The organism is Leisingera caerulea DSM 24564, from assembly GCF_000473325.1.
Lineage (GTDB): Bacteria > Pseudomonadota > Alphaproteobacteria > Rhodobacterales > Rhodobacteraceae > Leisingera > Leisingera caerulea.
Genome location: NZ_AXBI01000001.1, coordinates 143,603 through 167,480, shown reverse-complemented (window position 1 = coordinate 167,480; position 23,878 = coordinate 143,603). Strand labels below are relative to the sequence as shown.

Genomic DNA, 23,878 nt, shown 5'->3' with positions numbered 1-23,878 from the left:
AAACAAAATAATTTCTGATTTGAGGTCTATATGCAACTTATAATGGGCGGCATTAACGGGGACTATCTGACGAACATCACACTGAACGCGGCTGCTGAGACACAAGAGGTTCTGGCAGCGGTCGCATACGCGACAGATATGAACCTTCTGTTCGACTGGTGTTGGAACAACGGCATTCCACTCAAGTATTTTGGTCGCCTCGACGAAGGCGTCCCGGTCAAACCTTCCATCCTGTCCGCGTTCCTCGCCCGCAAGTCGGCCCGTTTCCAATGCCGCCTCGTTCAGCATCACCATGCGAAGGTAATCTGGTGGCGCGAGTACGGCCTCTACATCGGCTCCGCGAACCTCACTGCGAGCGCTTGGTATAAGAACGTCGAGGCCGGCTGCTTCTTTCCCGAAGCCGAGATCACGGATCAAATGGCCGAAGATATCCTGGAACTTTTCGACGTGCTCGATCGGAACTCGACGCCGCTGACAGACGAGTTGCTCGAAGTCATGCAGAAGCGCGCAACGCAGATTGCGCGTTCGGAGCCACCGTCCGAAGAGTTCTGGGACAGCCCGAGTTTCAACCAGTGGTCTGGGCTCGTGCAGACCGGGAAGAAAAAAGCCGCTGACCGCCGCCGGGAGGCATTCCTTGAGGAATGGCACTCTACGCTGCAACAGCTCCGCGATATCGGAAACTTGGTGAGCAAGCCTGAGAACAGGCCCTCTTGGATTGACGGCGATGCCCCTGCAGGCGCTCAGGGCGACCAGTTCCTCCACGCGCACTACTATCAGCGTACCTTCGACGGACGCAGAGCTCTCTACACCGACCATTTCGAGCAAAACCAGAGGAACCCTGATGCTGCGCTCGCTGACGCCATCAAGTGGTGGCGCAACTTGCCCAAGGCCCCGTCCGAAGAAGACGTTATGTTGAATTCCACCGCGCCCATGCTGCGGGAGGCGCTCACTGCCGAGGCCATCGAGGATATGGAATATGAGGCCTTCCGCGAACTCTGCATGGGTATACATTCCATCAAAGACTATGCGCGACGCGTCGCCAATAAGGCTGTCGGTCTTCGTGAGGACGGGACGAGGTACACGATAGCAGAAAAGGTCGACGCGCTCTCGAAGCGGATTTGGAGCGACAAGTCCGCTGGTGGCAACGACGTGAAGCAGCTCTTAAAGTTCATCCTCTATAGTGGCCCGGAGGCACAGTTGCCGGAGCGCCTCTGGACCGCCTTTCATGATCCGAAATGGAAAATCGAAGGCCTTGGGGTAAGCGCATTGGGCGAACTCGTCGGGTGGGCACTGCCTGATCGCTTCCCCCCCCGGAACGGGCGGACTTCGAAATCTCTAAAGTCTCTGGGATATGACGTAACAGTCCACGTTGGGTGACGTATCCTGCCATTAGCAACGAGTTCTCGATTTGCGCTGACGCTGCGAAACCCCTCAGGAACCTCAGGAACCTCAGGAACCTCAGGAAAGAGGGTGGCAAGCGGCTGTTCATTGCGAGTGCAAAAACATCGAGAAACTCTGGGAGAATTTCAAGCCAGTCTGTGAACTTGGTGAGTGCAACGGCAAAGTCCCTCGGCTCTCTTTGACAAGTCTTGTGAACTACCCTGAGCCGCCCCATCAAATTTGGTCCACGGTCATGCATAGAAGACGGGTGACAAATAATTGCGAGCAGGCGAGACACGCCACCATACCGAATTCCCGAAACGCCAGCGCAATGACCGAAACTCAGCGTTTTTCGACGTCCCGCCAGGTCAACGGGATCGCAGCGGCGACAAATTTAACTTTCAAGGGGGCCCCAGTGCTCTGACTGACGCCCCCCATTTGATTGCTGGCGCGACTTGGCACTGTCCTTTAGGACGCCGAGTTGGCCATGGATTGGGAGCTGACCACCCGCTCGTTCAGAACAGTTACCGCAGCGCCCGCGACCAAGGCCCAGAAGGGCGCGCTGATGCTCAGGAACGACACGTTCGACATCGCGACGATCAGGGCGACGAAGGCACCGATCTGGTGGCCTGCATTCCGGTCGAAGGCGGACTGGAATGCGCTCAGCAGGACGGTGATCATCGCCAGACCCGCTACCGCGCCGATCAGGGGTCCAGGCAGCGCCATGATCAGCGGCACCGCAACCCCGGCGAAGATCCCGAAAGCGGCGAAGAGCACGCCGTTAAGCACCGTAGCCGCATAGCGCCCTTCGGGTTTCTCGCCCGCCTGATCGGAGGAGCAGATCGCCGTCATGGGCCCCGCGATATTGGCGTTATGCCCGCCGATGAAACCGGCCAGCATGCCGCCGATGCCCGAGATCACGGTCATAGCGTTGATCGGCGGACGGTAGCCCTCGGCGTAGAGAACCCCTATCGCCTGGGCGTTCTCGGCCCCAATCACGAGCACGGCCAGCGGCACGGCGATGGCCAAGAACGCGTCGACCGTGAAGACGGGTGCGGTGAATTCCGGCTCGACAAAGCTGATTGCCGCCTCGCCCCCCTGGAAGCCTCCGGTCAGGGTCACGGCCATGAGGCCGACGACCAGCGCCGTCAACACCGGCGGGACGGCCCGCAGGAACCGCAACGACAGGAAAAAGGCGATGGTCGCCGCACCGACCACGATGGGCAGTTTCTCGATTGAGGTGACAGCGCCGATTCCGAAGCGGATGAGCGCCCCCGCGATCATCGCCATCACGATGGGCATCGGAAGCCATCGCATCACTTTGCCGATAAGACCGGTGACCCCCAGCACGAAGACCATTGCGCCCGCCAATAAGAAGGCACCGACCGCCTGTTCGAACGGAAAGGTGCCCAACGCGCCGGCTACGAGTGCAGCGCCAGGAATGGAGTAGGCCCCCGTCACCGGCAGCTTGTAGTAAAGCGCCATGATTAGGCTGATCAGCCCGCCAAGGCCGTAGATCGCCAGAAGCCAGGCCACGGTTTGACCCTCGGTCAGTCCGCCATTATTGGCGGCGCCGATCACGATCAGAGCAGGCCCCGAGCAACCGAAGATGGCCGCGACCAGTCCCGCGCTCGCTGTTTTGATGCCAAGCGCCATGCGCAGGCCCGACAGGCCCGCGCCGAAGCCCGGGCCCTTCTCGATCCAGTTTGTCTTTTCCGTCCGTTCCATTTCGGTTCCTCCCTTGATGTTGGTTGCGTGGCCGTCTCAGCGGCCGGTGAACGCTGGCTTGCGCTTTGCGTGAAAGGCCTCGACGCCCTCGCGGAAATCCTCCGATTGACGCAGGCGGCTGTAGTTCAGCCCTTCCATCTCGATCGCGGTGCTGAGAAGAGCGTCATCGGTGTCATTCAACAGCTTCTTCGCGGTGCGTTGCGCCATGGGTGAAAATTCACGGAGTTCGTTCACAAGTTCGGACACCGCCTGTTCGAGATCACCATCGGGCACGCATTCGGTGGCGATGCCCCAGTCCAGCGCCTGCTGGCCCTTGATTCGCTTTGAGCGCATGACGATGTCTTTCGTGCGCGTCACGCCGACGATTTTCTGCAACCGTGCGGAGCCACCCGATCCGGGTATCTGTCCCAGCTTCTGTTCGGGCAGCGCATAGAGGCAGGTCTCGGACACGATGCGGAAATCGCAGGCCAGCGACAGCTCGAAGCCGACCCCGAAGGTGTAGCCGCGATTTGCGGCGATCACCGGCTTGGAGCAGCGCGCGGGTGCCGCCACGTTCCAGGCGAGGTGCGAGACATGCTCGGGGCTGGCCTCGAGGAAGCCCTTGATATTGCCGCCCGAGGAGAAATGCTCGCCCTCGGCGCATACGACGATGATGCGCACGCGGTCATCTTCATCAAGTGCCTCGAAGACGAGGCGGAGCTGATCGCGGGCACCCATCGAGATCACGTTGTAGGGCGGCCGCGCGAGGATGATGTCGGCGCGCTCGTTCTCGGCATCGAGCCGAACGTGGAAGCCGTCGAGTTCGGAGAGGCGCGGATCGGTGAAGGTCATGGTTTCGGTCATCGGAGTATCTTTCATCTGGGTTTCTTTCTCTGGACTTACGCAGTGGTGGTCTCGGCCGGTTCGACCTCGTATTCGCCCGCGACAAGCAGGCGTCGGAGGAGTTTTCCGACCGGGGATTTCGGGATTTCGCGCACGAAGACGTAGCGGCGCGGGCGGCGGAAATTGGACAGCTCCGAGCCGCGGCAATGGGCGTCGAGGTCGGCCTCGGTGACATCGCCGCCGCGCTTGACGAAGGCGGTCACGACCTTGCCCCAGCGAGCGTCGGGCAGGCCGACCACGGCGACCTCGGCCACGGCGGGATGCAGCGACAGGCAGCTTTCGACCTCGACAGGCGAGACGTTCTCGCCGCCGGTGATGATCATGTCATCGGCCCGGCCGGTGACGAACAGATCGCCGTCTTCGTCGAAGTGCCCGCAATCGCCGGTGAAGTACCAGCCGTCGTGAATGGCCTTTCTGTCCGCTTCAGGGCGGTTCCAGTAGCCCTCGAAGGCTTCATCACCCTGCATGGAGGCGACGATTTCGCCTTCTTCGCCGGGTGCGCAGGTCTGGCTGACATCCCTGCTGCCCAGCGGCACCACTCGCAGGCGCTGGTTGATCGCGGCGCGGCCCGCCGATCCGGGTTTGGCCGCCGCGTCCTGGCAGATGGAGAACGTGTAGATCTCGGAAGAGCCGTAATGGTTCACGAAATGCTCGGGCTGGAAGGCCTCCGCCAGTTTCTGCAACAGACCGTCGGTCATGGACGCCCCGGCAAAGCCCAGCTTTCGCACGCTGGCGACCCGGTCCGGCGTGAATCCTGTGTGGTGGACGATGTCGTGATAGAGCGTCGGCACGAGATAGAGGTTGCTTACGGCATGCTGCTCGATCGCGGCAAGCGCGCCGGGCACGTCGAACCGCGGCAGGCAGACGAAGGCACCGCCGATCACGCTGGCCGACAGGAGCGACCGGATCCCCATGGTGTGATAGAGCGGCATGACGCCCAGCGTGCGTTCGCCATGGCCGTACATGTTCTGCGCCACATGGGCGATGGCCGCGGCCCGTTCTGCCCGGTGGCGGCGCGGCACGCCCTTGGGCTTCGAGGTCGTGCCGGATGTGTAAAGCATGACCGACAGATCGTCGGCGCCGGCCTGCGGCACCGCATCGGCGGCACGGCCTGCCAGCATCGCGGCAAGGCCCTGATCGCCGCCGAGCGGCAGCACGTTGAGGCCCGGCGCAAGTGCCGATCCGGCCACCGCCTCGGACGCGGCATCGTCATGCACCAGAACGCGGGCCGCACTGTCGCGCAGCGCATAGTCCAGCTCGTCGGCGGTGACGCGCCAGTTCACGGGCGTGATGACGATCCCGGCGATCTGGCACGCCCAATGCAGCGAGGCATTTTCCCACCGGTTCTGCATCGCCGTGACCAGCGTGTCGCCCTTGCCAAGCCCGATCTGGCCGAGTGCATCGACAAGCGCGCTGATTCGGCCGTACCAGTCGGCATAGGTGATCGTCCGGTCTCCTTCGGCGATTGCCATCGCGCCGGGGTCGCGTTCCACGGACGCGATAAAGCTGGTTCCGAGGTCAAGCATCGATTGGTCCTCCCTTGATGCGGTTACGGGCGGCCAACGCCGCCTGCACGATGGGCGCATAGCCGGTGCAGCGGCACAGGTGGCCCGAGAGCGCTTCGCGGATCGTGTCTTCCTCCGCGTCCGGTTGGCGCGAAAACAGCGCGTCGAGCGTCATCAGGATGCCCGCCGTGCAGAAGCCGCATTGCAGCGCGAAATGTTCGCGGAAGGCCTCTTGCAGCGGAGTCAGCGCATCGCTCTTCCCCAGCCCCTCGACCGTACGGATCGCGCAGCCCTCGGCCTGCTGGGCCAGCATCAGGCACGCGCGGGCGGGCTCGCCGTCCACCTGCACCGTGCAGGCCCCGCAGACACCGTGCTCGCATCCCACATGGGTGCCCGTCGCGCCGATCTCGTGGCGCAGGGCATCCGTCAGAAGCGTACGCGGGGACACCCGGACAGATACGGGCCGGCCGTTCAGGGTGAAGCGCACCGGGTGCGTGTCGTCTTTGGTCAGTCGCGGCATGACAGGGCCTCCTTCAGCGTTGCGCGCCCGAGCTGGCGCACCAGGTCGCGGCGGTAGCGGGCGGTGGCGTGCAGGTCGCTGCGGGCCTGCAGATGCCAGGCGAATTCGTTCAGCTGATCGTCGAACCCCTTCGCATCTGCCGGCAGATCGAGCGTGCGCGGCGTGTCGGCGACGCCGCCCACAGCAAGCGTGGCGGAGCCATCCGGCCGGGCGATCGCGGCACAGGCGACGATGGCGAAATCGCCATGTCGGCGCGCCACCTCGCGAAAGGCATATCCGGTGCCCGCCTTGCGGACCGGGAAAGCCACCGAGGCGATCATCTCGCCAGGGGCGAGGTCGGTGGACATCATGCCCTTGAAGAAATCACACGCCGCGACCTCCCGCGTCTTGCGGCGGCGGCGCAGGGTCACGGTGCCGCCGAGCGCGATCAGGCACAGCGGCAGTTCCGCGCTGGGATCGGCATGGGCGATGGAGCCGCAGACCGTGCCGCGATTGCGCAGCTGCGTATGCGCAACCCAGGGCAGTGCCGCGTGCAGCAGGGGCAGGCGATCCGCCAGATCCGGCCAACGCTCCAACGCGGTTTGGCGCACGGCGGCCCCGATGATGACCCGGTCGCCCTTAGCCTCGATCCGCGACAGCTCCGGGATGCGGGTGATGTCGACAAGCGTTGCGGGCCGCGCGAGGCGCATGTTCAGCATGGGGACCAGGGACTGGCCGCCGGCTATGACGCGGGCCTCGGTGCCGCCCTGGTGCAGCGCCTCCAGCGCCTCACCCAACTCGGTGGCAGCGACAAAATCGAACGTGGCGGGCTTCATGACCGGCCTCCCTTTATGATGCGATTGAGAAGACCTCTCAGGCGGACTATGGGGCCGCTCGACGAGCCGCCGCCGCAATGGCGGGCCAGGGCGCGGAAGAACTCGCCGATCACGACCTTAGCCGCGCCGTCCAGAAGCCGCCCGCCGACCGAGGCGACCTTGCCGCCGATCTGGGCCTCGTAGCGGTAGGCAATCTCGGTGCCGTCGTCGGTGTCGGTCAGGGTGATGCGGCCATGTCCGCCACCGGTACCAAGCGCGCCGACGGCCTGGCCTGACAGGGTCACAGCGTTGGGCGGATTGAGGTCCGACAATTCGATATCGGCCTTGTAGCGGCCCCGGACTGGTCCGACGCCCAGCGTCACATCCGCCTTGAAGCGTGTCTCGCCAACCTTCTGTACGCCGTGCGAGCCGGGGATGATCGCGTCGAGCGTCGCGGGGTCGAGCAGCATCCGCCAGACATCCTCGCGGCTGGCCTGCACCACGGCGCGGCCTTCGCCGGTAAGCTTGCGCCCACCTGCCGTGTCCTCGGTTTTCGTCTCGGACACGGGCTCTTTCGGTGCGGGCTCGTCGCCGAAAATCAGGGGGGCGAGCTTGGCCGCAGTCACCGGCAGTACGATCTCGGGTGCATCGCCCTCGGGTGCGAGCGCATCGGCCACGGCGTTGACGATGCACACGGGCGTGGACATGCAATTGCCTTCTCCCACGCCCTTGGCCCCGAGCGGTGTGAAGGGCGACGGGGTCTCGTGATGCAGGATCACCGGTTCGGGGACCTCCATCACTGTGGGCAAGAGGTAATCGGCCAGCGTGCCTGATTGGAATGAGCCGTCCGCACCGTAGGAATATTCCTCGAGGATCGCCGCGCCGACCGCCTGGGCAAAGCCTCCCCGCACCTGGCCGTCGACCATGGCGGGATGCAGGATTCGCCCGCAATCATGCATGGTCACGTAGCGGTCGATCCGCGGCTCAGCGGTCTCGGGGTCGATCTCGATCCCGCAGAAATCGAAGATGAATCCGTGACAGAGGGAGGAATTCACCCCGTCCTCCGCCGTCGGCGCCTCCAGCTCGGGCGGGGTCCAGTAGACGGTCTCGCGCATGGTCTGGTCCACGTCATCGGGCAGCGTGCCCGGCGACCAATGCGCTGTGGCGGCCACCCGTGCGAAGGACAGGCTGTTGTCGGAATTGCCTGCAGAACGGATACGGCCCGCCTCGAAGAGCACATCGCTTGCGGATATGTTCAGCTGCGTGGCCGCGACCTTTGCCAGCTTGTCGCGCAAACGCGCCGCCGCGATTTCGGTCGCACCGGCGACGGCGGGGGCAAAGCGCGAGGCGTAATTGCCCGAGGCGATGGACCAGGCATCGCGCATCGTGTCCACATCGGCCAGAACGCGCACCGCTTCCAGCGGCAGGCCGAACTTGTCGGCCACGACCTGCGCCAGCACTGTCCTGTGGCCCTGACCCTGCGGAACCGAGGCGACCTTAACCGTGACCGAGCCCAGAGGGTCGATTGAGATGGTTGCCGTGGCCTGCGCGCCGTTTTTCGGCCCAGCCTTAGCGCGCTCTTCGGGCGTCAGAACGGTGGTAATGTAGCCCATGTTGGACACGGAAGGTTCCACCACGCAGGCAAAGCCGATGCCGTAGCGGCGGCCCTCGGCGCGGGCCTTGTCGCGGCGGGCGTAAAGCTCGGCGAGGCCGCCTTCCGCGACCGCGCGGTCCAGCGCCGTGGCGTAGTCGCCCGAGTCATAAAGTGCGCCGCTGGCGGTACGGTAGGGAAAGGCCTTGGCGGGGATGAGATTGCGGCGAATGACCTCGAGCCGGTCCAGTCCGAGATGCCGGGCGATGGTATCCATCAAACGCTCCAGCGCGAAATAGATCTGCGGGCCGCCGAAGCCGCGATTGAGGCCCGTCGGGGTTTTATTGGTCAGCACAACGCGGTTGCGGATCGCCATGTTCGGGATGTCGTAGGCACCGGTCATGTTGCCGTGCATCCGGTAGAGCGTGGCAGGCTCCGGCGCGCGCAGATGAGCGCCGCAATCCTCGATCTGGTCCCATTCGAGCGCGGTGATCCGTCCGTCCGCCGTCACCGCCGCCTCGATCCGCGTCTGACGATTGGTGGCCGAGACGCTGGCCGACAGATGCTCCAGGCGGTCCTCGATCCACTTGACCGGCGCGCCGGCGATGCGCGCGGCGATGCCCGCGAGGATCATGTAGGGAAAGACGCCCTGCTTGATCCCGAAGGAGCCGCCTGACTCAGGCGGCGTGCGCAGCCGCAGCCGGTTGCCCGGCACGTTCAGCGACCGGGCCACTACCGCGTGGATCGAAAAGGGGCCTTGGAAATTCGCGGTAACGTCATAGGCATCCTCGCCGGGCTCGTAGCTGGCGATGACGCCATAGGTCTCGATGGGCGTGCAGGCGCTGCGCGGATAGGTGACGTCGATGCCGATCCGGTGCGGGGCCGCGTCGAACGCCGCCTCGGGCTCGCCGTAGCGGAAGCTGCGTTCGTTGATGAGGTTGCTGCCGAGGCTGGGATGCAGCACTGGCGCGTCCGCAGCCAGCGCCGCCACGGGCTCCACGACGGCTTCAAGCAGAGCGTAGTCGACCACAACGAGATCGGCGGCATCCTCGGCCAGGTAGCGGTCGGTCGCGACGATCATGGCCACCGGCTCGCCCACATAACGGACGCGGTCCACTGCCATGGGCCAGCATTCGACATCAGCCTTTACGCCGACGGTCATGGACCGGGTACGCGCCGCGACATCTTCTCCGGTGATCACCGCAACTACGCCCGTCGCCCGCGCGGCCTCGGCAGTATCGACAGACCGGATCGCCGCATGGCCGTGGGGCGAGCGGACAAAGGCCAGCGCCAGGGTGCCTGCGGCAACCGGCAAGTCGTCGATATAGCGCCCGCGCCCCGACAGCAGCGCCGGGTCCTCGACCCGCAGGGCGGACTGGCCCAGCAGCTTCTCTGTAACGGTATCTTTCATGTCTCCTCCCGGCTTGGCATGGGCAAGCCCTTAGGAGAGGACGTTAGGCGCGGGTCTGCCGGCCTCGCGATCCCGCCAGGTCTCGGACCTTACCGAGGAGTCTCAAAAAGCGGGGTCAGGCGGTATCGCGCAGGGCCGAGACATCGCGGAATACGCTGGGCGAGGAGCCGGCATGGTCGTGGAAGAACCGCGAAAAATGCGCGGGGACAGAGAAACCCAGGTCGTCGGAGATGGCCGAGAAACTACGCGATTCATTGGCCACGGCCTGCACCGCACGCTCCACCCGCTGGGTGTTCAGGTAGACCCGGGGCGAGATCCCGGTATCGGCCTCGAAGAGCCGGAAGAAATGCGCACGCGACAGGCCGCATTCGCGGGCGAGCCAATCCATCGAGGCGATGCCTGCGGGATCCTCGCGCAGCAGGGCCAAGGCCCGTGCGATCCGCCGGTCGGGCGCGCGGGTCGCTTTGGCCCTTACCCGGAGGGAGGGCTGTACATCGCGCCAGGGTGCCAGCCGCTCGATAATGGAGACCATCAGCCTCCCGATCAGCCGCTCATGCGTCGCGGCGTCGCCGGGTGCCCGCACCATCGCCTCTGCCGTCTCACCGACCTGTCTCCGGATCTGCGGCGTGATGGCACCGCCAGGATGCGGGAAAAAGTCCGGCCCGGCGCTCGCTTCCCAATTGCCGCGAAACGCGCCAAGCCAAGTTGGTTCTATGTACATTGCGAGAATGATGGTTGGCGGTTGATCCGCGCGGTGCACGTAGCTGTGGTGCTCCCAGGCATTGATTAGAACCGCGTTTTCATCGGTCAACGCCACGCGGCGCCCGCCCACGTCGAACTCGGTATCGGCGCCTTCGACCTTCAGAAGGACGTGGCATTGCGCATGGGCGTGCTTAACCAGAGGCCGGTCCATATCAAGCAGAGCGACCCTCCCGAACGTCCCGATAGCAATCCTCAGCGCAGACGACATCCGGAATCCTTACCACTTTTCATAATCGGGTCAATCTCACTCGGCTGCAGGCATCGTGACGGATCCGCGTTTCAGGACATCGTCGGCGGCACTTGATAAGTCTGTGACGTCAAGCGTTTCCCGCGGATGCCGAATACCGAGCTTGATCATCGCGAACCGCTCTCCGATCGGCCCGAAACAAATGTTTCGTTGGTGTGGGAAACGCTCCGTATAAGCGCAGATGTGCTTCGCCATGCTGAAGCCCCTTCGGCAACAAAGAAGCTATTTCCGTTCAATCACACGGTATGCGGTGTCTCCGCCCCACCGGGTATCAGCTTGACGGGTTGAAGTTCCAAGGCAGGAGATCGCCGATCTTGCCCGGCAGGATGGTCGGCCGCGATGGCCTCCAACGTCCCCGTCAGGTAGGCGGAGGGCTCGACGCCGTTGATCTTTGCGGTCGCGATCCGCGAGGCGATGCGGGCCCAGATTCGCCCCCCATCGTCGTGCCCCGCAAACGAAGCGTTCTTTCGGGTGAGCTCGATCGGGCGGATGAGGTTTTCCACGGCGTTGGAGGCGATCTCGACGCGGCCGTCGGTGAGGAAAGTCTGCAAGCCGGCCCACTGGCGGTGGATATAGGTCAGCTTCTCACCCAGGTGCGATTTTGCAGAGACCCGCAGTCGCTGTGCCTGTAGCCAGTCACCGAACTCGGCTACGAGGGGTGCGGGTCTGGCAGGTGGAAAGGCGCTGGCCGGAGTCCATGCCTCGGATCAACTCGGACACGAGGTGCTCCAGGCGCCGGTTGGCGTCCTTCAGCGCGCTGTTCGCCTGCAGCAGCGCCAGAACGGCGGCGGGCTGGCTCGTACGGATCGCGGACAGTTCGATGGACGGAGCGCTCGACATGACCCGATGATACTGCGTCGATGAAGAGTTTTGCCGGAACTGTTCGGCCAGAGTTTTTCTTGAATGCGCCAGAAAGCCTAAATTGGACCAAGAGAGCGGATGCAAGGTGAAACCGGCGGCTTGTATCCAGCAGGCCCACTCTTGGTCCAATTTAGGATTGATGGCCTTGTTGACGGGAAAGACCAAGAACCCATTTTCATTAACGTGGATGTGCTGCAAAATGCTACGAAAGCCCATTCGGCCCACGAGCTGCCAAATGAGCAGGGAAGTGTAATGGTGACTTGGTCCGCAACTTGCGCCTTCGCTTCTCACCCGTTTTCGCGATCGCAGCGAAAGTCCGGTCTGACGGACAGCGCGGAAGCATCGGTGGAGGTGTTTGGATGGCAGCTTTGGGCCGAAAGCGCCAAGTTCGCCAAACAGGCTCTCTGGTTCCGACTGACCAGCAGGCTGCTCAATTGCCGGCAACTGACGTTACCGGCAACTTGCTCGACGCCTTCATCTCCTTCAGCGACAGGTTGGAGCGGATGCTGGTCACCCCGGGCAGCCGTCGTAGCGTGCTGTCGACGAAGGCGCTGTAGTCGTCGAGATCCTTCGCCACCACGATCAGCAGGAAATCGTCCGCTCCAGTGGTGTTGTGGCAGGCAAGGATGTTCGGCGTCGTTTGCACGATACGCTGAAACTCGGCGGTGGCCACTTGGTCGTGCTCGGAGCAGCGCAGCTGGACGAAGGCCATGACGCCGAGGCCCAGCTTCCGGCGATTCAGATTGGCTTGGTAGCCTTCGATGATGCCGCTTTCCTCGAGACGTTTCAGCCTCCGCCAGCAGGGGGTTTCGCTCATCCCAATGCGTTCGGCGAGCTTGGCATTGGTCATTCGGCCGTCGTCTTGCAGCAGTGTCAGAAGCTCGGCGTTGACGCCGTCAATCTCGGGCATGGGGCGGATTCTTCCTCGTTCCCGGTCACGCATAGGGGATACTACCCCAAATATCGCCCCAGTGAAGGAGAATGGCAAAGGTATTTCACGTGCCGGGCGGTAATCTGTCCTCTAAATCACCCCAATCTGAAAGTCCCTGCCATGAAAGCCGTCCTTTTCGAAAACTTCCAGGAACCCCCCAAGCTCACGACCGTAGACGATCCAACGCCAGAGCCGCATGGCGTGGTGCTCAAGGTGGCCGCGACCGGAGTCTGCCGCAGCGACTGGCACGGCTGGATGGGGCATGACAGCAACATCGACCTGCCGCATGTGCCAGGGCACGAGCTGGCCGGAGTGGTCGAGGCCGTCGGCAAGGAAGTCAAGAACTGGAAGGTCGGCGACAAGGTCACCGTGCCCTTCATCTGCGGCTGTGGCAGCTGTTCGGAATGTCACTCTGGTAACCAGCAGGTCTGTCTGGACCAGGAACAGCCGGGCTTTACCCACTGGGGCTCCTTTGCGGAATACGTGCCGATCCACCAGGCGGACCTGAACCTCGTCGCGCTGCCTGAGACGATGGACTTCGCGACCGCCGCCAGCCTTGGCTGCCGCTTTGCCACCTCGTTCCGGGCGGTCATCGACCAGGGCAAGGTCAGCGCAGGCCAGTGGGTCGCGGTGCATGGCTGCGGTGGCGTGGGCCTTTCGGCGGTGATGATCGCGGCAGCAGCGGGGGCAAACGTGATCGGCGTGGACCTCGACCCGGCCAAGCTGACAATGGCAAAGGAGCTTGGCGCCGTGGCGGTCATCGACGGCAAGGACGCCGACGTGTCCGCCGCCATCCGGGAGACCACAAAGGGCGGCGCGCATGTCTCGCTCGACGCGCTGGGGCACCCCGTGACCATGACGAACTCGATCATGTGCCTGCGGCCGCGCGGCAAGCACGTGCAGGTGGGGCTGATGCTGGGTGAGCACGCAGCCCCCGCGGTCCCGATGCCGAAGATCGTGGGGCAGGAAATCGAACTTCTCGGTTCGCACGGGATGCAGGCGCATCGCTACGGCGCGATGCTGGACATGGTGGCGAGCGGGCGGCTCGATCCGGCGCGGCTGGTGGGGCAGCAGATCAGCCTTGCGGAGGCCCCGCAGGCCCTGATGGAGATGGACAGGTTCCAGTCGGTCGGCGCCACCGTCATCACCCGGTTCTGAGCCATGGAGACCATCGCATTCATCGGCGGCGGCAACATGGCCTCCGCCATCCTCGGCGGGCTGATCGCCCAAGGCATGGGCTCACTGCCGCCTTGCGGTGGTGCAGCGACGAGAGACCGGCGCCAGCTTGTCCTAGGCCAACCGTGATCGGCTCAAGCCCAGCCCAATCACGACATTCATGCAGAGCGCAGCGAAGGCGCTGCTGCGTGCGCGAAATATCTGGTCAACCTTCCCGAGGGCGGACCTTCAGATCCGCTCGGCCGACCAGGACTATGCTGCGCCCCGCTTCAAGGTAAGCGAAGCGCAGATAGCTCCATTTGCAAAGTCGGCGCAACCGGCCATGCCAGAAGCGCCCAACCGACCCAAAGCTGCTCTCTGTTTGCGGGATCGTCAAGTGCGGGTTCTATTGCCGTTCGGGGTCCTGGTTCTCTACGAAGTCGGTGTTTCCGCTTCCTGATGGCGTCCGGGAGCTGACCAGCCAGAATGTCATTCGCGAAGTGAGCGTCACGCTCCTTCAGCCGCTTTTGACTGGCTTGATCCGCCGCCGTCCCGAAGGACGCTGAACCCGCCCTGTCTCTTGTGGGCGGGATCTCAGTTGGTTGTCAGGTGATAAGTTCCTTTCCCGGTTCAAAGACTGTCTGGTCGCGCCAGATGCACATCATGACGACAGCGAGCTTTCGGGATGCCGCCACTGCGGCTTTCTTGAAGCCCTTCCGATCTTGCAGCCTCTTGGCCCAAGCGCGCAGCTGTGATGGCTTTCTGACCTGGGTGATTAAGGTGGTGGCCGCGGAGTAGAGCAGTCTTCGCAGATCACGATCTCCGCATTTTGATATCCGGCCGGACCAGTCCATGTCTCCGGATTGGTGCCGCCGCGGCGTGAGGCCGAGAAAGGCGCCGACGTCCCTCGATCTCCGGAAACGCTCCGCATTGTCGAGGGTAGCGATAAAGGACAGCGCGACGACAGGCCCAACCCCCGGGACGGTCATGAGGCGGCGGGCAAGGCCGCTTTCGCGTGCGATGAGCCTGAGATCTTCATCCATCGCTTCCGCGGCCGCGCACAGGGTTCTGTGGATCGGAATGAACATGTCAGCCATCACGCCGAGCGCCGGGTCGGTCTGGCCTGCCCCGGCGAGTTGGTCGCGGAAGCCCTGCCGCAGGTTTGCACGGCCTACTGAACCCATGCAGACCCCGAAAACCTTCAGCACGCCTCGAACATGCGCTTCAAGGTCCTTGCGCATCCTGATCAGGCGCTCCCGTGCGCCAATGAGCACGCGAACCCGCTCCGACGCCTCGCTTCTGATGTGAACCCGGCTGAACCAGCCGGTGCGGGCCAGATGCGCCAGCCCTTCGGCATCACCGGTATCGGACTTGTTGATCCGCCCAGACAGCGCCTTGTGCGCCAGGCGGGCATCAATGCAGATGATCGGAAGGCCGCGTTTCTCCAGCTCGCGGGTGAGCCAGATGGCCAGGATGCCACTCTCATGCACCACCCGCTCGGGCTTGGCGGAATGTTCGAAAATAAACGATGCAATCTCGTCCGGATCCGAACTGGTTTCGCCGCGCGCCAGCACCTCGCCATCTTCATCGACAACACAGATCGACACGGATTTGACGGACACGTCCAGACCAACATAATGCAACATGGTCGTTCTCCTTCACGGCTGGTTTTTGCTGAGGCCGATCTTATCGGACCTCGTTCGCCCTGGGAGAGCGGCCGCCGCAAACACACCATGTCGTTCTCTTGGCCTAGCTGTCATTGCCCACTGTGGGCTCGATCCGCCCCGCCGCTGCGTCGCGAACGCAGGTCCGCTCAGGATTGGCGAACGGCAAGAGCCGCCCGCCAAGGTGGTTCAAATGTCGATCTGCTCGGCGATGCTCAGCGCATCTTCAAGTTCGACGCCAAGATATCTGACTGTGCTGTCAACCTTGGTATGTCCGAGCAGAAGCTGAACCGCTCTGAGATTTCCGGTTTTGCGATATATCTCCGCTGCTTTGGTCCGGCGCAGCGAATGGGTGCCGTATCCATTGGGCTCCAGCCCGATCGCCGCCACCCAATCCCGCACAAGCCGGCCATATTGGCGCGTTGAGATATGCGGGCGGTCGTGAAACCGGCTGGGAAACATGAAGCGGCAGCCGATCAATTCCGGCGACTTGATCCATGCGGCAATGGTACCCCGCGTGTTTTCAGAGAGTTCGAACTGAACGGGCCGCTTGGTTTTGCTCTGGATCACGGACACTTTTTCGCGAACGCGATCATCCCTCACCAGGTCGGTTACAGCCAGTTTCACCAGATCGCATCCGCGAAGCTTGCTATTAATTGACACGTTGAACAGCGCAAGATCGCGCAGGTTGCCCGCCAGTTCGAGCCGCGCTCGGATCGCCCAGACCTGTTTCGGCAACAGTGGTCGTTTCTGACCGATGATCCGGCCCTTGTTCCAGGCTCTTCGTTTCGGGGTGACAGCGGGAAGTTGGACTCTTTGCATAGTGCTCCCTCCAATCCTCCCGCCAAGCCCAGAAATCAGCACCGCGCTGACACCTGGATTTTACAGGCAGATTGAATGGCCGTTGTCAGGTCGCCTGTTCTTTGGGACACGCTGCGGATGCATTGGGCTGGTCTGAGCCCACTCTGACGGATGCTGCAGGTCGGGCAAATGGCCACTTCCAGCTTCTTTGACAAGAGTTCCAAGGTCTCGGTAGCGCCAAATGACTGGCATTCGTATGTCTATCTACGCGCTTGACCTTCAATTGAATTGTGTAACTCTAGTTCATTATTGGCAGGAGGTTATGGTGTCTTTATCTGAGCAAAAATTCAGCTTCTTAGTGGAAGAATATCGCGCGTGTCATGCACGTATTAATCGGATTGAAAGCGATAGGACCAAGACGCAACAGTTTGCGATTGCTGCGTTGTCAGCGCTGTATGTTTGGGTGTTCTTCAGAGCTGAGATCGAGAGTCCGTCAACCATGGGCTTGTCCGTAGTGCCTCTGATAATATTGGCTATTTTCTATCAACAGAGCCGGAGCTTAATGTGGCTACGTCGCTGCAGGGGTTATTTAAAAGTGATAGAAGCCGAGATTTACTCGGGTGAAAACGGAGAAGCAATCCAGGCGCTTGGATTGGAGAGATTTGGCGATACTAGGCGCATTGAAGAAGTGAAAAAAGTAAAAGCCCTCAAGGTGTTCAGGTCTATTCTTCAAAACCCGCGAATTCCGTTTTTTACCACTGTAGGAGACATTACGCTTTGGGGAATCCTGTTTCTGATTAGCTTGGTGGTGGTTTTCATCAGTTAGTCAAGATCCAAGGTATCGAAACCTCTCAGAGCGGACATTGAGTTGTCCACCGTGAAAGTCGGCTTCGTCCGCGACTTGATCGTTGGCCTACCGTTTCCGCTGCGGGTGGCATGAATGTGAACTTCGTTCCGGTTCCCGGACACCGGGGTAAAGTACCCCTGTCCAGGAGAGGAGCATGGAATGGGACAATCGAGACGAACGTTCACAGATGAATTCAAAGCCGCAGCTGTTGGTCGGCTTTATAAGCCTGGTGCCACACAAACCGGCGTGGCCAGGGAGTTGGGTGTGACGAGTTCCCAGTTGAAGACCTGGCGCTTGGAGATCGAAGCGGCAGGATCGATGGCGGCACTGCGCAGGCAACAGGCAGATGCGGCGGAACTGGATCGTCTGCGGAAGGAAAACAAACGCTTGAAGCTGGAAAATGAGATCCTCGAGAAAGCTTCCGCTTTTTTTGCCTCAAGGGCAGCGAAGACATGAACGCGAAACGTGCTTTCGTCGCTGCCCACAAGACTGTTTACCCGATCGCTCAGCTCTGTCGCCTTGTTGGCATTGCGCGCAGCTGGCTTTACAGCTTTGTTCAGTCGCAACCGGCCCGAGATCAGCGGCAAAAGCGGCGTGCCGACCGGGACGCCGAGTTGCTGCCAAAGATCAAAGTGGCGTTTTCTCAAAGCAAAAAACGGTATGGGTCAAAGCGGGTCCACCAGGATCTGAAAGCCGATGGCGAGGAAGTCTCGGAGCGGCGCGTGGCCAGAATAATGCGGGAAAACAATGTCTCACCGTGCCTGCACAAGCGCCGGAAGCCGCGCACGACTGACAGCAATCACTCTTTGAAATCGTCGCCAAATTTGTTGGAGCAAAAGTTCGGTTGTACCGTTCCAAACCGAGTTTGGCTCGCTGACATTACTTACGTCGATACGGACGAAGGATGGCTCTACGTTGCCGCCCTCAAGGACATGGCCACGCGCGAGATTGTCGGTTGGGCAATGGACGATCATCTGCGATCCGAACTGTGCTGTGATGCCCTGAACATGGCCCTGGGGCGCCGTGGACCGGTTCCAGGGCTCATTCATCATTCGGACCGCGGCGTGCAATACGCAGGCGGAGAATACCGCAAATCGCTCGGGGCGGCAGGCATCAAGCAATCCATGAGCCGAACCGGCGAATGCCTGGACAACGCTCCAATGGAAAGTTTCTTCGCATCACTGAAAAAGGAACTGGTTCATCGGGAGCGCTTCAAAACGCGCGCCCAGGCAAAGGCGGCGATCTTCGAATACATTGAGGTCTTCTACAATCGCCAGCGACGTCATTCCGCCATCGGCTACCAAACCCCCGCGCAAGCATACGAAACCATGACTTGGAAAAGCGCGGCATAGGGTCAATAATTAAACTGTCCGGAAATCGGGACGAACTCCAATGACTGCTATTCCCGCCGCGCGGCAGCGTAGAGATTTATGCTGTTGCGGCAATTTTCACACTGCATGCGCGCGCAGCACGAAATCACGATGACCGCCTTGGGCTCTCCTGGAACTTTCGCCGCTCGAAACACGAACGCCCGTTGCCGGAGATCGCGGCCATTCGCATTACCCTCGGCGAACTGGAAACGAGCGGGACAAAACCGCCACTCACTCCTATGGGCTGAACGACTGCAATGTTTCTGAACTGCCATTTTGGCCGCTAGCACTCATAACGCGCAATTGTGCTATCCTGGCTCCAAGGATTTGTGACTGATGACAAAAAAATTGGTTAGCGACTGTGGAGGGGCAGCGATGGATATTCAACGTCAGGATTCGACCGAAGAAACACTGGACCCGCGCGACTGGGAGGAGCTGCAAGGGCTAGCACATCAGGTCATTGACGATGCTATTGCGCATATTCGGGAGGTGCGGGACCGTCCGGTCTGGAAAGATATGCCCACTCACGTAAGGGAAGCGTTTGCGGCACCGCTGCCAAACCAACCGCACCCGATTTCCGAAGTTTATCGGGACCTTCAGGAGTTGCTGATGCCCTATCCGATGGGCAACATTCATCCGCGGTTTTGGATGTGGTACATGGGGGCGGGCAGTTTCAGCGGCGCGTTGGCTGAGTTCATTGCGGCCATTGATGGTTCCAATCTTGGCGGCGGTAACAACGCCGCAGCCTTGATGGACCGCCAGGTCGTGGACTGGCTGAAACAGATGATGGGCTTTCCTCAAAACGCAGGGGGGACTTTGGTCAGCGGTGGCTCCATGGCCAATATCATCGGGCTGACTGCCGCGCGCAACGCATTGGCGAGCGTCGACGTTCGGGCCGAAGGGGTGGCTGCTATCCCGCAACAGCTGCGTTTTTATGGCTCCGATCAAGTACACAGCTGCCATCAAAAGGCGGTTGAGCTCTTGGGACTGGGCAACAAGGCCTTACGGCGGGTGCCCACAGGGTCGGATTACCGGATGGATGTAAGTGTTCTGAAGCAGATGATCGCCGAGGACCGGGAGGCGGGCCACCGTCCTGCCTGCGTTATTGCGACCGCTGGCACGGTGAATACCGGTGCCATTGATGACCTGTCGGCGATCAGCGCCCTTTGCAAAGCTGAGGAACTTTGGTTCCACGTGGACGGCTGTATCGGCGCGCTGGCCGCAATCGCGCCGGAGAACCGGCAATTGGTCAAAGGGCTGGAAGTGGCCGATTCAATGGCTCTCGATCCGCACAAATGGCTGCACGTGCCCTTTGAAGCCGGTTGTGCGCTGGTCCGGGACGCAACCACGCATCGGAATACGTTTGCCGTGCATCCAGAGTATCTTGAGGAAAAACCGCGCGGTATCGCGGCGACCGAGTATCTGCATGATTACAATCTCCAAACCTCCCGTGCGTTTCGGGCGTTGAAAATATGGCTGACGCTTAAGGAGCATGGCGTAGAGAAGTTTGGCCGGCTAATAGATCAAAACATTGCGCAGGCCCGCTATCTCAGTGGCTTGATCGAGCGCGCGCCAGATCTGCAACTGATGGCGCCAACGGAAATCAACATCGTCTGTTTCCGGTACTCTCCCGGAAGAATGCAAGAGGCCGAGCTGCGTGAATTGAACACGGAGATCATGCTGCGGATGCAGGAAACCGGCATCGCCGCGGTTTCCGACACCTATGTTGCCGGACATCACTGTCTTCGTGCGGCAATTTGCAACCATCGCACAAGGCGCGAGGACCTCGACCTGCTTATTGAGGAAGTATCACGGATCGGTTCCATTTTGACGAACTGCGATAGAAACGATGCTGCACGGCAAAAGTGAACGCAACCAGCCGATTGATCAGGCTGGACATGCTGTAGGTCTGACGAACACCGCTGCCGTTCGGACCAAACGCAGCATTCGGTAGTATGGGCTGCGGCTTCGAGTATTATGTCGAAGTCAACTGGATATTACGCGACTTGGGGGCGAAAAGGAAAGCGGGCGCCCGAAGGCACCCGCTGACACTGAAGGAAACAGAGCGCCACAGAGCCTGCCAGCAGGACGCTCATTTACTTTATGCAGGAAGTTCGTTGGTGAAAGGTTTATGTTCCGGTGGAACGCTCAGGAGGTCTCAAAGCATGTTCGCTCACTTCCAAAACAAGGGATGACCCTTACGAAGCGCTCAACGAGTGCCGGTGCGCCCACCTCAATGGCCGACGGAGCGCATGCTGCGGAAGAACAGCATCAGGGCCAACATCAAGAAGAACAGCCCCGACACATCGCCAATCATGTAGGCAACATACTCCGATGGAGTGCTGCCCAATACGTTGTTGACCAGGACGGACTTAATGACAGAGATCAAAATGCCTGCGGTCATCAAACAGATCCAGCAGGATTGTTTGCCCGCCTTCGGGCGAATGTCCAAACCGATCAGTGCCAGCAGGTGGAAAACGGCCGGAGCAACACAAATAACAATGACGATAGAAATAATCCGGCTTGGAAGAACGATGTTCGTCCCGCCCAAAACCCAGAAGACATAAATTACACCCGGCAGTATCGCCAGCGCCGAACGCCAGCCCAACAACCAGGCCGTCAGAACATAGACACCGAACGGCAGATACAAGAGGCTGGCAAAATGATCGAACTCTGCAAAGAACAGATTTTGAATCGGCATCCAAACCAAAGAGGTCAACCAGAACGCCGCTATGTATAGCCCAGATACCGTGAGGGTCTCTCGGACCCATATCAGCCACCGGGCACTCATGTGAAAAGTCAGTTCTTAGCAGAAGGATGTTTCACGACATACTTGCCCCGGTCGGAGGTGTCGCTTGGCGAAAGGTAGCCTTTTTGCACCAGAGACTTCAGCGCACGGAAGAAGGTCGGCCGCGAGATCCCGGCGACTAGCGAATGTTTCTGTAATCCGATTGTGCGAAAACCATCCTGGCTGTCTGATATATCGCTGGCGGCATAATAAATATCCCGCTCCACGGCTGACAGATCCTCCAATCCCAGAGCTCGCTCCATCCCCAACAGCATTTTTCGCAGCTCTGCGAGTTTGGAAATTTCACTCATGTTTGGCACCGGTTAAAGTTCAACTGCTTGGAATTCTTGCTTCGTTTTTGAAAGCTTGCAACAGAAATCAAGGAAGTCTCATGTTGACACTTGAGGGGAGTTCCTTAATCTCTGCTGCAGTCCGGTAGCGATGTTGTGTGAGTGGTGGCTACCGAAAGTTCATAGTTTTAAGTTTGCGGCACCTTCGGGTGCCGTTTTATTGACTACCAACTTTAGCCAAATATGCCCACCCCGACAATCCGCCCATGAGAATTGGGTCGTGTGCTTGGTTGAGCTAATGGGTTGAACTGCCTTCCCACCAAACCGCCGCTATTGTTGCGGGCATAGATGGGGAGAAGAGCGTCTGATGGACATCGAGGTTTTGGGCATTGATCGTTGCTGTTCGGCGAAGGTGCTCTGGCACACCCCGGCCGATGTCTACTTCGGGCGCGGCCAGACCATCCTGAAACGACGAGAAAGGATCAAACGAAAGACTATCGAAACCCGGCGCTTGCTTCACCGGAGATCCGCCGCATAATCAAACCAACCAGATGCCAGACCCTCTCTTCGCTCAGGCTGCCAACTGGCCCATTGGCGCTGACGTCAGACACCTTAGGCTTCAGGATCTATGGGGGCAATACCCTCCGCCGGATCTCGCAAAACGCGGATCAACCTCTGAATGGTCGTATCGGCATATGGCTCACCAAACCGCTGCAGATATCCTAGGGTGTCCTCCAGCAGGTTCACCTTTTGCAGCAACAGGAACGCGTGATACTGCTCCGGTTGCCGGGTGATACTGTCAAAAAATTCAACATGCGCTTCGCTGTCATAGAGCGGAGGAAGGACGATATCGCCCTCCTCTTCATAGCCTGATATGCCGCAGGCATCTGCGCGGCAGGCGAGATCTTCCAGAGCTTGCTTGTACCGCTCAATGGGCACGTGCAGTCTGGAGGAGAATGCATGTGTATCGGGCATCATCTACCCCGCAGATTTCACCTATATTGACGCCGCCTGCTCAGTGTTGCGCCAATAGGTTTTCAACGCTTCCAATCAATTCGTCGTTATACGCGCTGTAGCGGAATTCATCATAGAGAGCTTGCGCAACGTCCCGGTCATATTCTGCATTCACACCGAGAAGAATATGCTCGGCGAGGAACAAGCCCGCATTACCCCAACCGGATAAGGCGGCATTCAACAGGTAAACGGTTCCAACATAATGATTTTTTGCGGTTCCTTCGCCTCGAAGCAACTTGATCCCATAATTGGTCATCGCGATGGGGTACCCCTCTTCTGCAGCGCGTTTGTACAGGCTCGTGACCAGTTCAGGGTTGTTCTGAAAGTAGTGGCAGTGCCGTTTTCCGTAAAGCCATCCCAGAGCGGTATTCGCCGTTGCATTTCCCAGAGCCGCAGCCGCTTCAAGTTTGCCATGCGCAACTTCATTGCCCTCGCAAGCACTGTTCGCGAGTTCATTGGAAAACTGTCGTTGCTCTTGGAACCTGAATATCTCAATCCCAGAATGTACCAGGTTAGCGCTGTCAGATCTGACAACGGCCCAATAGATATCGCTTTTGGTCGGATCAGCCCAGGCGGCAAAAGGCGCGCTGAGAAATGTCAGAAGCAAAATCAAATTCTTGAACATTTTCGAATTCCTATCTGATGTGTGCGTTGTCCACGCCGTTCAAGCTGACCTGCTGGTGTGTTGCACGCATAGCATGCTTCAAAACTAGCGGTTTCACTTGGGAACTTGGAAATTCACTGCTGTGGCGCCTTCCAGAGTGCCCCGGCCTAATCCGCGGCCTCCGAACATTTTGACAACCTTCGAACTCCGTCCCCATCCTCCAGAATGTAAAACCCTTGATGGTCTCCATTCACCGAAAAGGTTTTCTCCTCTCCGGTCTGAGGATCCGTGTAGGCAATCGCCAGAATGAAGCTCAAAGGGCCGCTCGAGGGGCCAAAAAAGGCTTTAGGGTGGAAGACGCCGGTTGCCTCATGCTGATCCACAAGCACCCGTGTTTCGTTCTCGGCGGACGCGCCGGAGAGCTCGATGCCTTCCATCATCGCGCAAGCCAATGCATAGCGGCCATCAAGCCGGGATTGATCGAAGTCATCGGCGAAATGAGGGAGCAAATGTGTCAGCCTCTCGCAAAGATCATCAGCGTCCTGAGAAGACGGCAATCCGCAGCGGTTCTCCTCCTCCGCCTGCGCGGTTTGCAAAAAGCCCAGAACAACAAGGCAGGTCACTAAAGTGGTCTTCAATTTTAGCATCCTTGAGAAATGTGACGGGTGGGGTAAATGCTGGGGCCGTTGCCCCTTAATATGTACTTAGGGATACTAACCTTACATAGATGCGT

24 protein-coding genes and 1 pseudogene are annotated in these 23,878 nt (G+C 60.4%); 8 read left to right on the top strand and 17 right to left on the bottom strand.

Going from position 1 to position 23,878, the window contains the following annotated elements; genetic code table 11:
* The first annotated feature begins 30 nt into the window (after window positions 1-30).
* Window positions 31-1,377, top strand: coding sequence for a phospholipase D family protein (locus CAER_RS0100905; RefSeq protein ID WP_036796635.1), 1,347 nt, complete (start codon window positions 31-33; stop codon window positions 1,375-1,377).
* A 471-nt stretch (window positions 1,378-1,848) separates the two neighbouring features.
* On the opposite strand, the gene CAER_RS27095 is transcribed toward CAER_RS0100905, so the two are convergent.
* From CAER_RS27095 to CAER_RS0100850, 10 genes and pseudogenes are all read right to left on the bottom strand, one after another.
* Entirely contained in the window at window positions 1,849-3,108 is a 1,260-nt protein-coding gene (locus tag CAER_RS27095; protein ID WP_036796634.1) for a benzoate/H(+) symporter BenE family transporter, read from the bottom strand.
* Between the two features lie 36 nt (window positions 3,109-3,144).
* A complete protein-coding gene (locus tag CAER_RS0100895) occupies window positions 3,145-3,951 on the bottom strand; it encodes an enoyl-CoA hydratase/isomerase family protein (RefSeq protein WP_027233645.1) in 807 nt (268 codons plus the stop codon).
* 35 nt (window positions 3,952-3,986) lie between these two features.
* Entirely contained in the window at window positions 3,987-5,516 is a 1,530-nt protein-coding gene (locus CAER_RS0100890; RefSeq protein ID WP_027233644.1) for an AMP-binding protein, read from the bottom strand.
* Window positions 5,509-6,015 carry a (2Fe-2S)-binding protein gene (locus tag CAER_RS0100885; protein ID WP_027233643.1) on the bottom strand — a complete coding sequence of 169 codons (507 nt, stop codon included), beginning with the start codon at window positions 6,013-6,015 and terminating at the stop codon, window positions 5,509-5,511. The genes CAER_RS0100890 and CAER_RS0100885 overlap by 8 nt, the downstream gene beginning before the upstream one ends.
* Window positions 6,003-6,830, bottom strand: coding sequence for an FAD binding domain-containing protein (locus CAER_RS0100880; RefSeq protein ID WP_027233642.1), 828 nt, complete (start codon window positions 6,828-6,830; stop codon window positions 6,003-6,005). The genes CAER_RS0100885 and CAER_RS0100880 overlap by 13 nt, the downstream gene beginning before the upstream one ends.
* Window positions 6,827-9,811, bottom strand: coding sequence for a xanthine dehydrogenase family protein molybdopterin-binding subunit (locus CAER_RS0100875; RefSeq protein WP_027233641.1), 2,985 nt, complete (start codon window positions 9,809-9,811; stop codon window positions 6,827-6,829). The genes CAER_RS0100880 and CAER_RS0100875 overlap by 4 nt, the downstream gene beginning before the upstream one ends.
* 115 nt (window positions 9,812-9,926) lie before the next feature.
* Window positions 9,927-10,724, bottom strand: a complete 798-nt coding sequence (locus CAER_RS0100870; RefSeq protein WP_245597305.1) for a helix-turn-helix domain-containing protein — start codon at window positions 10,722-10,724, stop codon at window positions 9,927-9,929.
* Between the two features lie 93 nt (window positions 10,725-10,817).
* Window positions 10,818-11,015, bottom strand: a complete 198-nt coding sequence (locus CAER_RS0100865; RefSeq protein WP_027233639.1) for a hypothetical protein — start codon at window positions 11,013-11,015, stop codon at window positions 10,818-10,820.
* Window positions 11,016-11,091: 76 nt separating this feature from the next.
* Window positions 11,092-11,528 (bottom strand): annotated as a pseudogene (locus CAER_RS29465) (IS66 family transposase); the annotation flags it as partial.
* A 583-nt stretch (window positions 11,529-12,111) separates the two neighbouring features.
* Window positions 12,112-12,591, bottom strand: coding sequence for an Lrp/AsnC family transcriptional regulator (locus tag CAER_RS0100850; protein WP_027233636.1), 480 nt, complete (start codon window positions 12,589-12,591; stop codon window positions 12,112-12,114).
* A gap of 141 nt (window positions 12,592-12,732) precedes the next feature.
* Here CAER_RS0100850 and CAER_RS0100845 point away from each other — a divergent pair, with 141 nt between their 5' ends.
* Both CAER_RS0100845 and CAER_RS30735 read left to right on the top strand, forming a co-directional pair.
* Window positions 12,733-13,770: a zinc-dependent alcohol dehydrogenase family protein gene (locus CAER_RS0100845; protein WP_027233635.1), complete on the top strand. Its 1,038-nt coding sequence runs from the start codon at window positions 12,733-12,735 to the stop codon at window positions 13,768-13,770.
* Window positions 13,771-13,773: 3 nt separating this feature from the next.
* Complete coding sequence (locus CAER_RS30735; RefSeq protein WP_209320171.1) at window positions 13,774-13,917, top strand: NAD(P)-binding domain-containing protein; 144 nt, start codon at window positions 13,774-13,776, stop codon at window positions 13,915-13,917.
* 455 nt (window positions 13,918-14,372) lie between these two features.
* Here CAER_RS30735 and CAER_RS0100830 read toward each other — a convergent pair whose 3' ends face one another.
* Both CAER_RS0100830 and CAER_RS0100825 read right to left on the bottom strand, forming a co-directional pair.
* A complete protein-coding gene (locus CAER_RS0100830) occupies window positions 14,373-15,413 on the bottom strand; it encodes an IS110 family RNA-guided transposase (protein ID WP_027233633.1) in 1,041 nt (346 codons plus the stop codon).
* Window positions 15,414-15,620: 207 nt separating this feature from the next.
* Window positions 15,621-16,253: a tyrosine-type recombinase/integrase gene (locus CAER_RS0100825; protein WP_027233632.1), complete on the bottom strand. Its 633-nt coding sequence runs from the start codon at window positions 16,251-16,253 to the stop codon at window positions 15,621-15,623.
* A 220-nt stretch (window positions 16,254-16,473) separates the two neighbouring features.
* On the opposite strand from CAER_RS0100825, the gene CAER_RS0100820 reads away from it, so the two are divergent.
* From CAER_RS0100820 to CAER_RS0100805, 4 genes are all read left to right on the top strand, one after another.
* On the top strand, window positions 16,474-17,058 hold the full coding sequence (locus CAER_RS0100820) for a hypothetical protein (RefSeq protein WP_154667605.1): 585 nt from the start codon (window positions 16,474-16,476) through the stop codon (window positions 17,056-17,058).
* A gap of 180 nt (window positions 17,059-17,238) precedes the next feature.
* Window positions 17,239-17,535, top strand: a complete 297-nt coding sequence (locus CAER_RS0100815; protein ID WP_024096632.1) for a transposase — start codon at window positions 17,239-17,241, stop codon at window positions 17,533-17,535.
* Complete coding sequence (locus CAER_RS0100810; RefSeq protein ID WP_027233630.1) at window positions 17,532-18,431, top strand: IS3 family transposase; 900 nt, start codon at window positions 17,532-17,534, stop codon at window positions 18,429-18,431. Before CAER_RS0100815 ends, CAER_RS0100810 begins: the two co-directional genes overlap by 4 nt.
* A gap of 393 nt (window positions 18,432-18,824) precedes the next feature.
* Window positions 18,825-20,318, top strand: a complete 1,494-nt coding sequence (locus CAER_RS0100805) for a pyridoxal phosphate-dependent decarboxylase family protein (protein ID WP_027233629.1) — start codon at window positions 18,825-18,827, stop codon at window positions 20,316-20,318.
* Window positions 20,319-20,682: 364 nt separating this feature from the next.
* Here CAER_RS0100805 and CAER_RS0100800 read toward each other — a convergent pair whose 3' ends face one another.
* Window positions 20,683-21,150 (bottom strand): hypothetical protein, encoded by a 468-nt coding sequence (locus CAER_RS0100800; protein ID WP_245597304.1) that lies wholly within the window; start codon window positions 21,148-21,150, stop codon window positions 20,683-20,685.
* A gap of 98 nt (window positions 21,151-21,248) precedes the next feature.
* Window positions 21,249-21,548 (bottom strand): hypothetical protein, encoded by a 300-nt coding sequence (locus tag CAER_RS0100795; RefSeq protein ID WP_027233627.1) that lies wholly within the window; start codon window positions 21,546-21,548, stop codon window positions 21,249-21,251.
* 346 nt (window positions 21,549-21,894) lie between these two features.
* On the opposite strand from CAER_RS0100795, the gene CAER_RS29455 reads away from it, so the two are divergent.
* On the top strand, window positions 21,895-22,065 hold the full coding sequence (locus tag CAER_RS29455) for a hypothetical protein (RefSeq protein ID WP_209320177.1): 171 nt from the start codon (window positions 21,895-21,897) through the stop codon (window positions 22,063-22,065).
* A gap of 74 nt (window positions 22,066-22,139) precedes the next feature.
* Here CAER_RS29455 and CAER_RS0100785 read toward each other — a convergent pair whose 3' ends face one another.
* The 3 genes from CAER_RS0100785 to CAER_RS0100775 all read right to left on the bottom strand — a co-directional run bounded on the left by CAER_RS0100785 (window position 22,140) and on the right by CAER_RS0100775 (window position 23,783).
* The gene (locus CAER_RS0100785) at window positions 22,140-22,502 is read right to left on the bottom strand and encodes a hypothetical protein (protein WP_154667604.1); all 363 of its coding nucleotides are present in this window, start codon (window positions 22,500-22,502) and stop codon (window positions 22,140-22,142) included.
* Between the two features lie 40 nt (window positions 22,503-22,542).
* Window positions 22,543-23,166, bottom strand: coding sequence for an SEL1-like repeat protein (locus CAER_RS0100780; RefSeq protein WP_027233625.1), 624 nt, complete (start codon window positions 23,164-23,166; stop codon window positions 22,543-22,545).
* A gap of 146 nt (window positions 23,167-23,312) precedes the next feature.
* Entirely contained in the window at window positions 23,313-23,783 is a 471-nt protein-coding gene (locus CAER_RS0100775) for a hypothetical protein (RefSeq protein ID WP_154667603.1), read from the bottom strand.
* Between the last annotated feature and the right edge of the window lie 95 nt (window positions 23,784-23,878).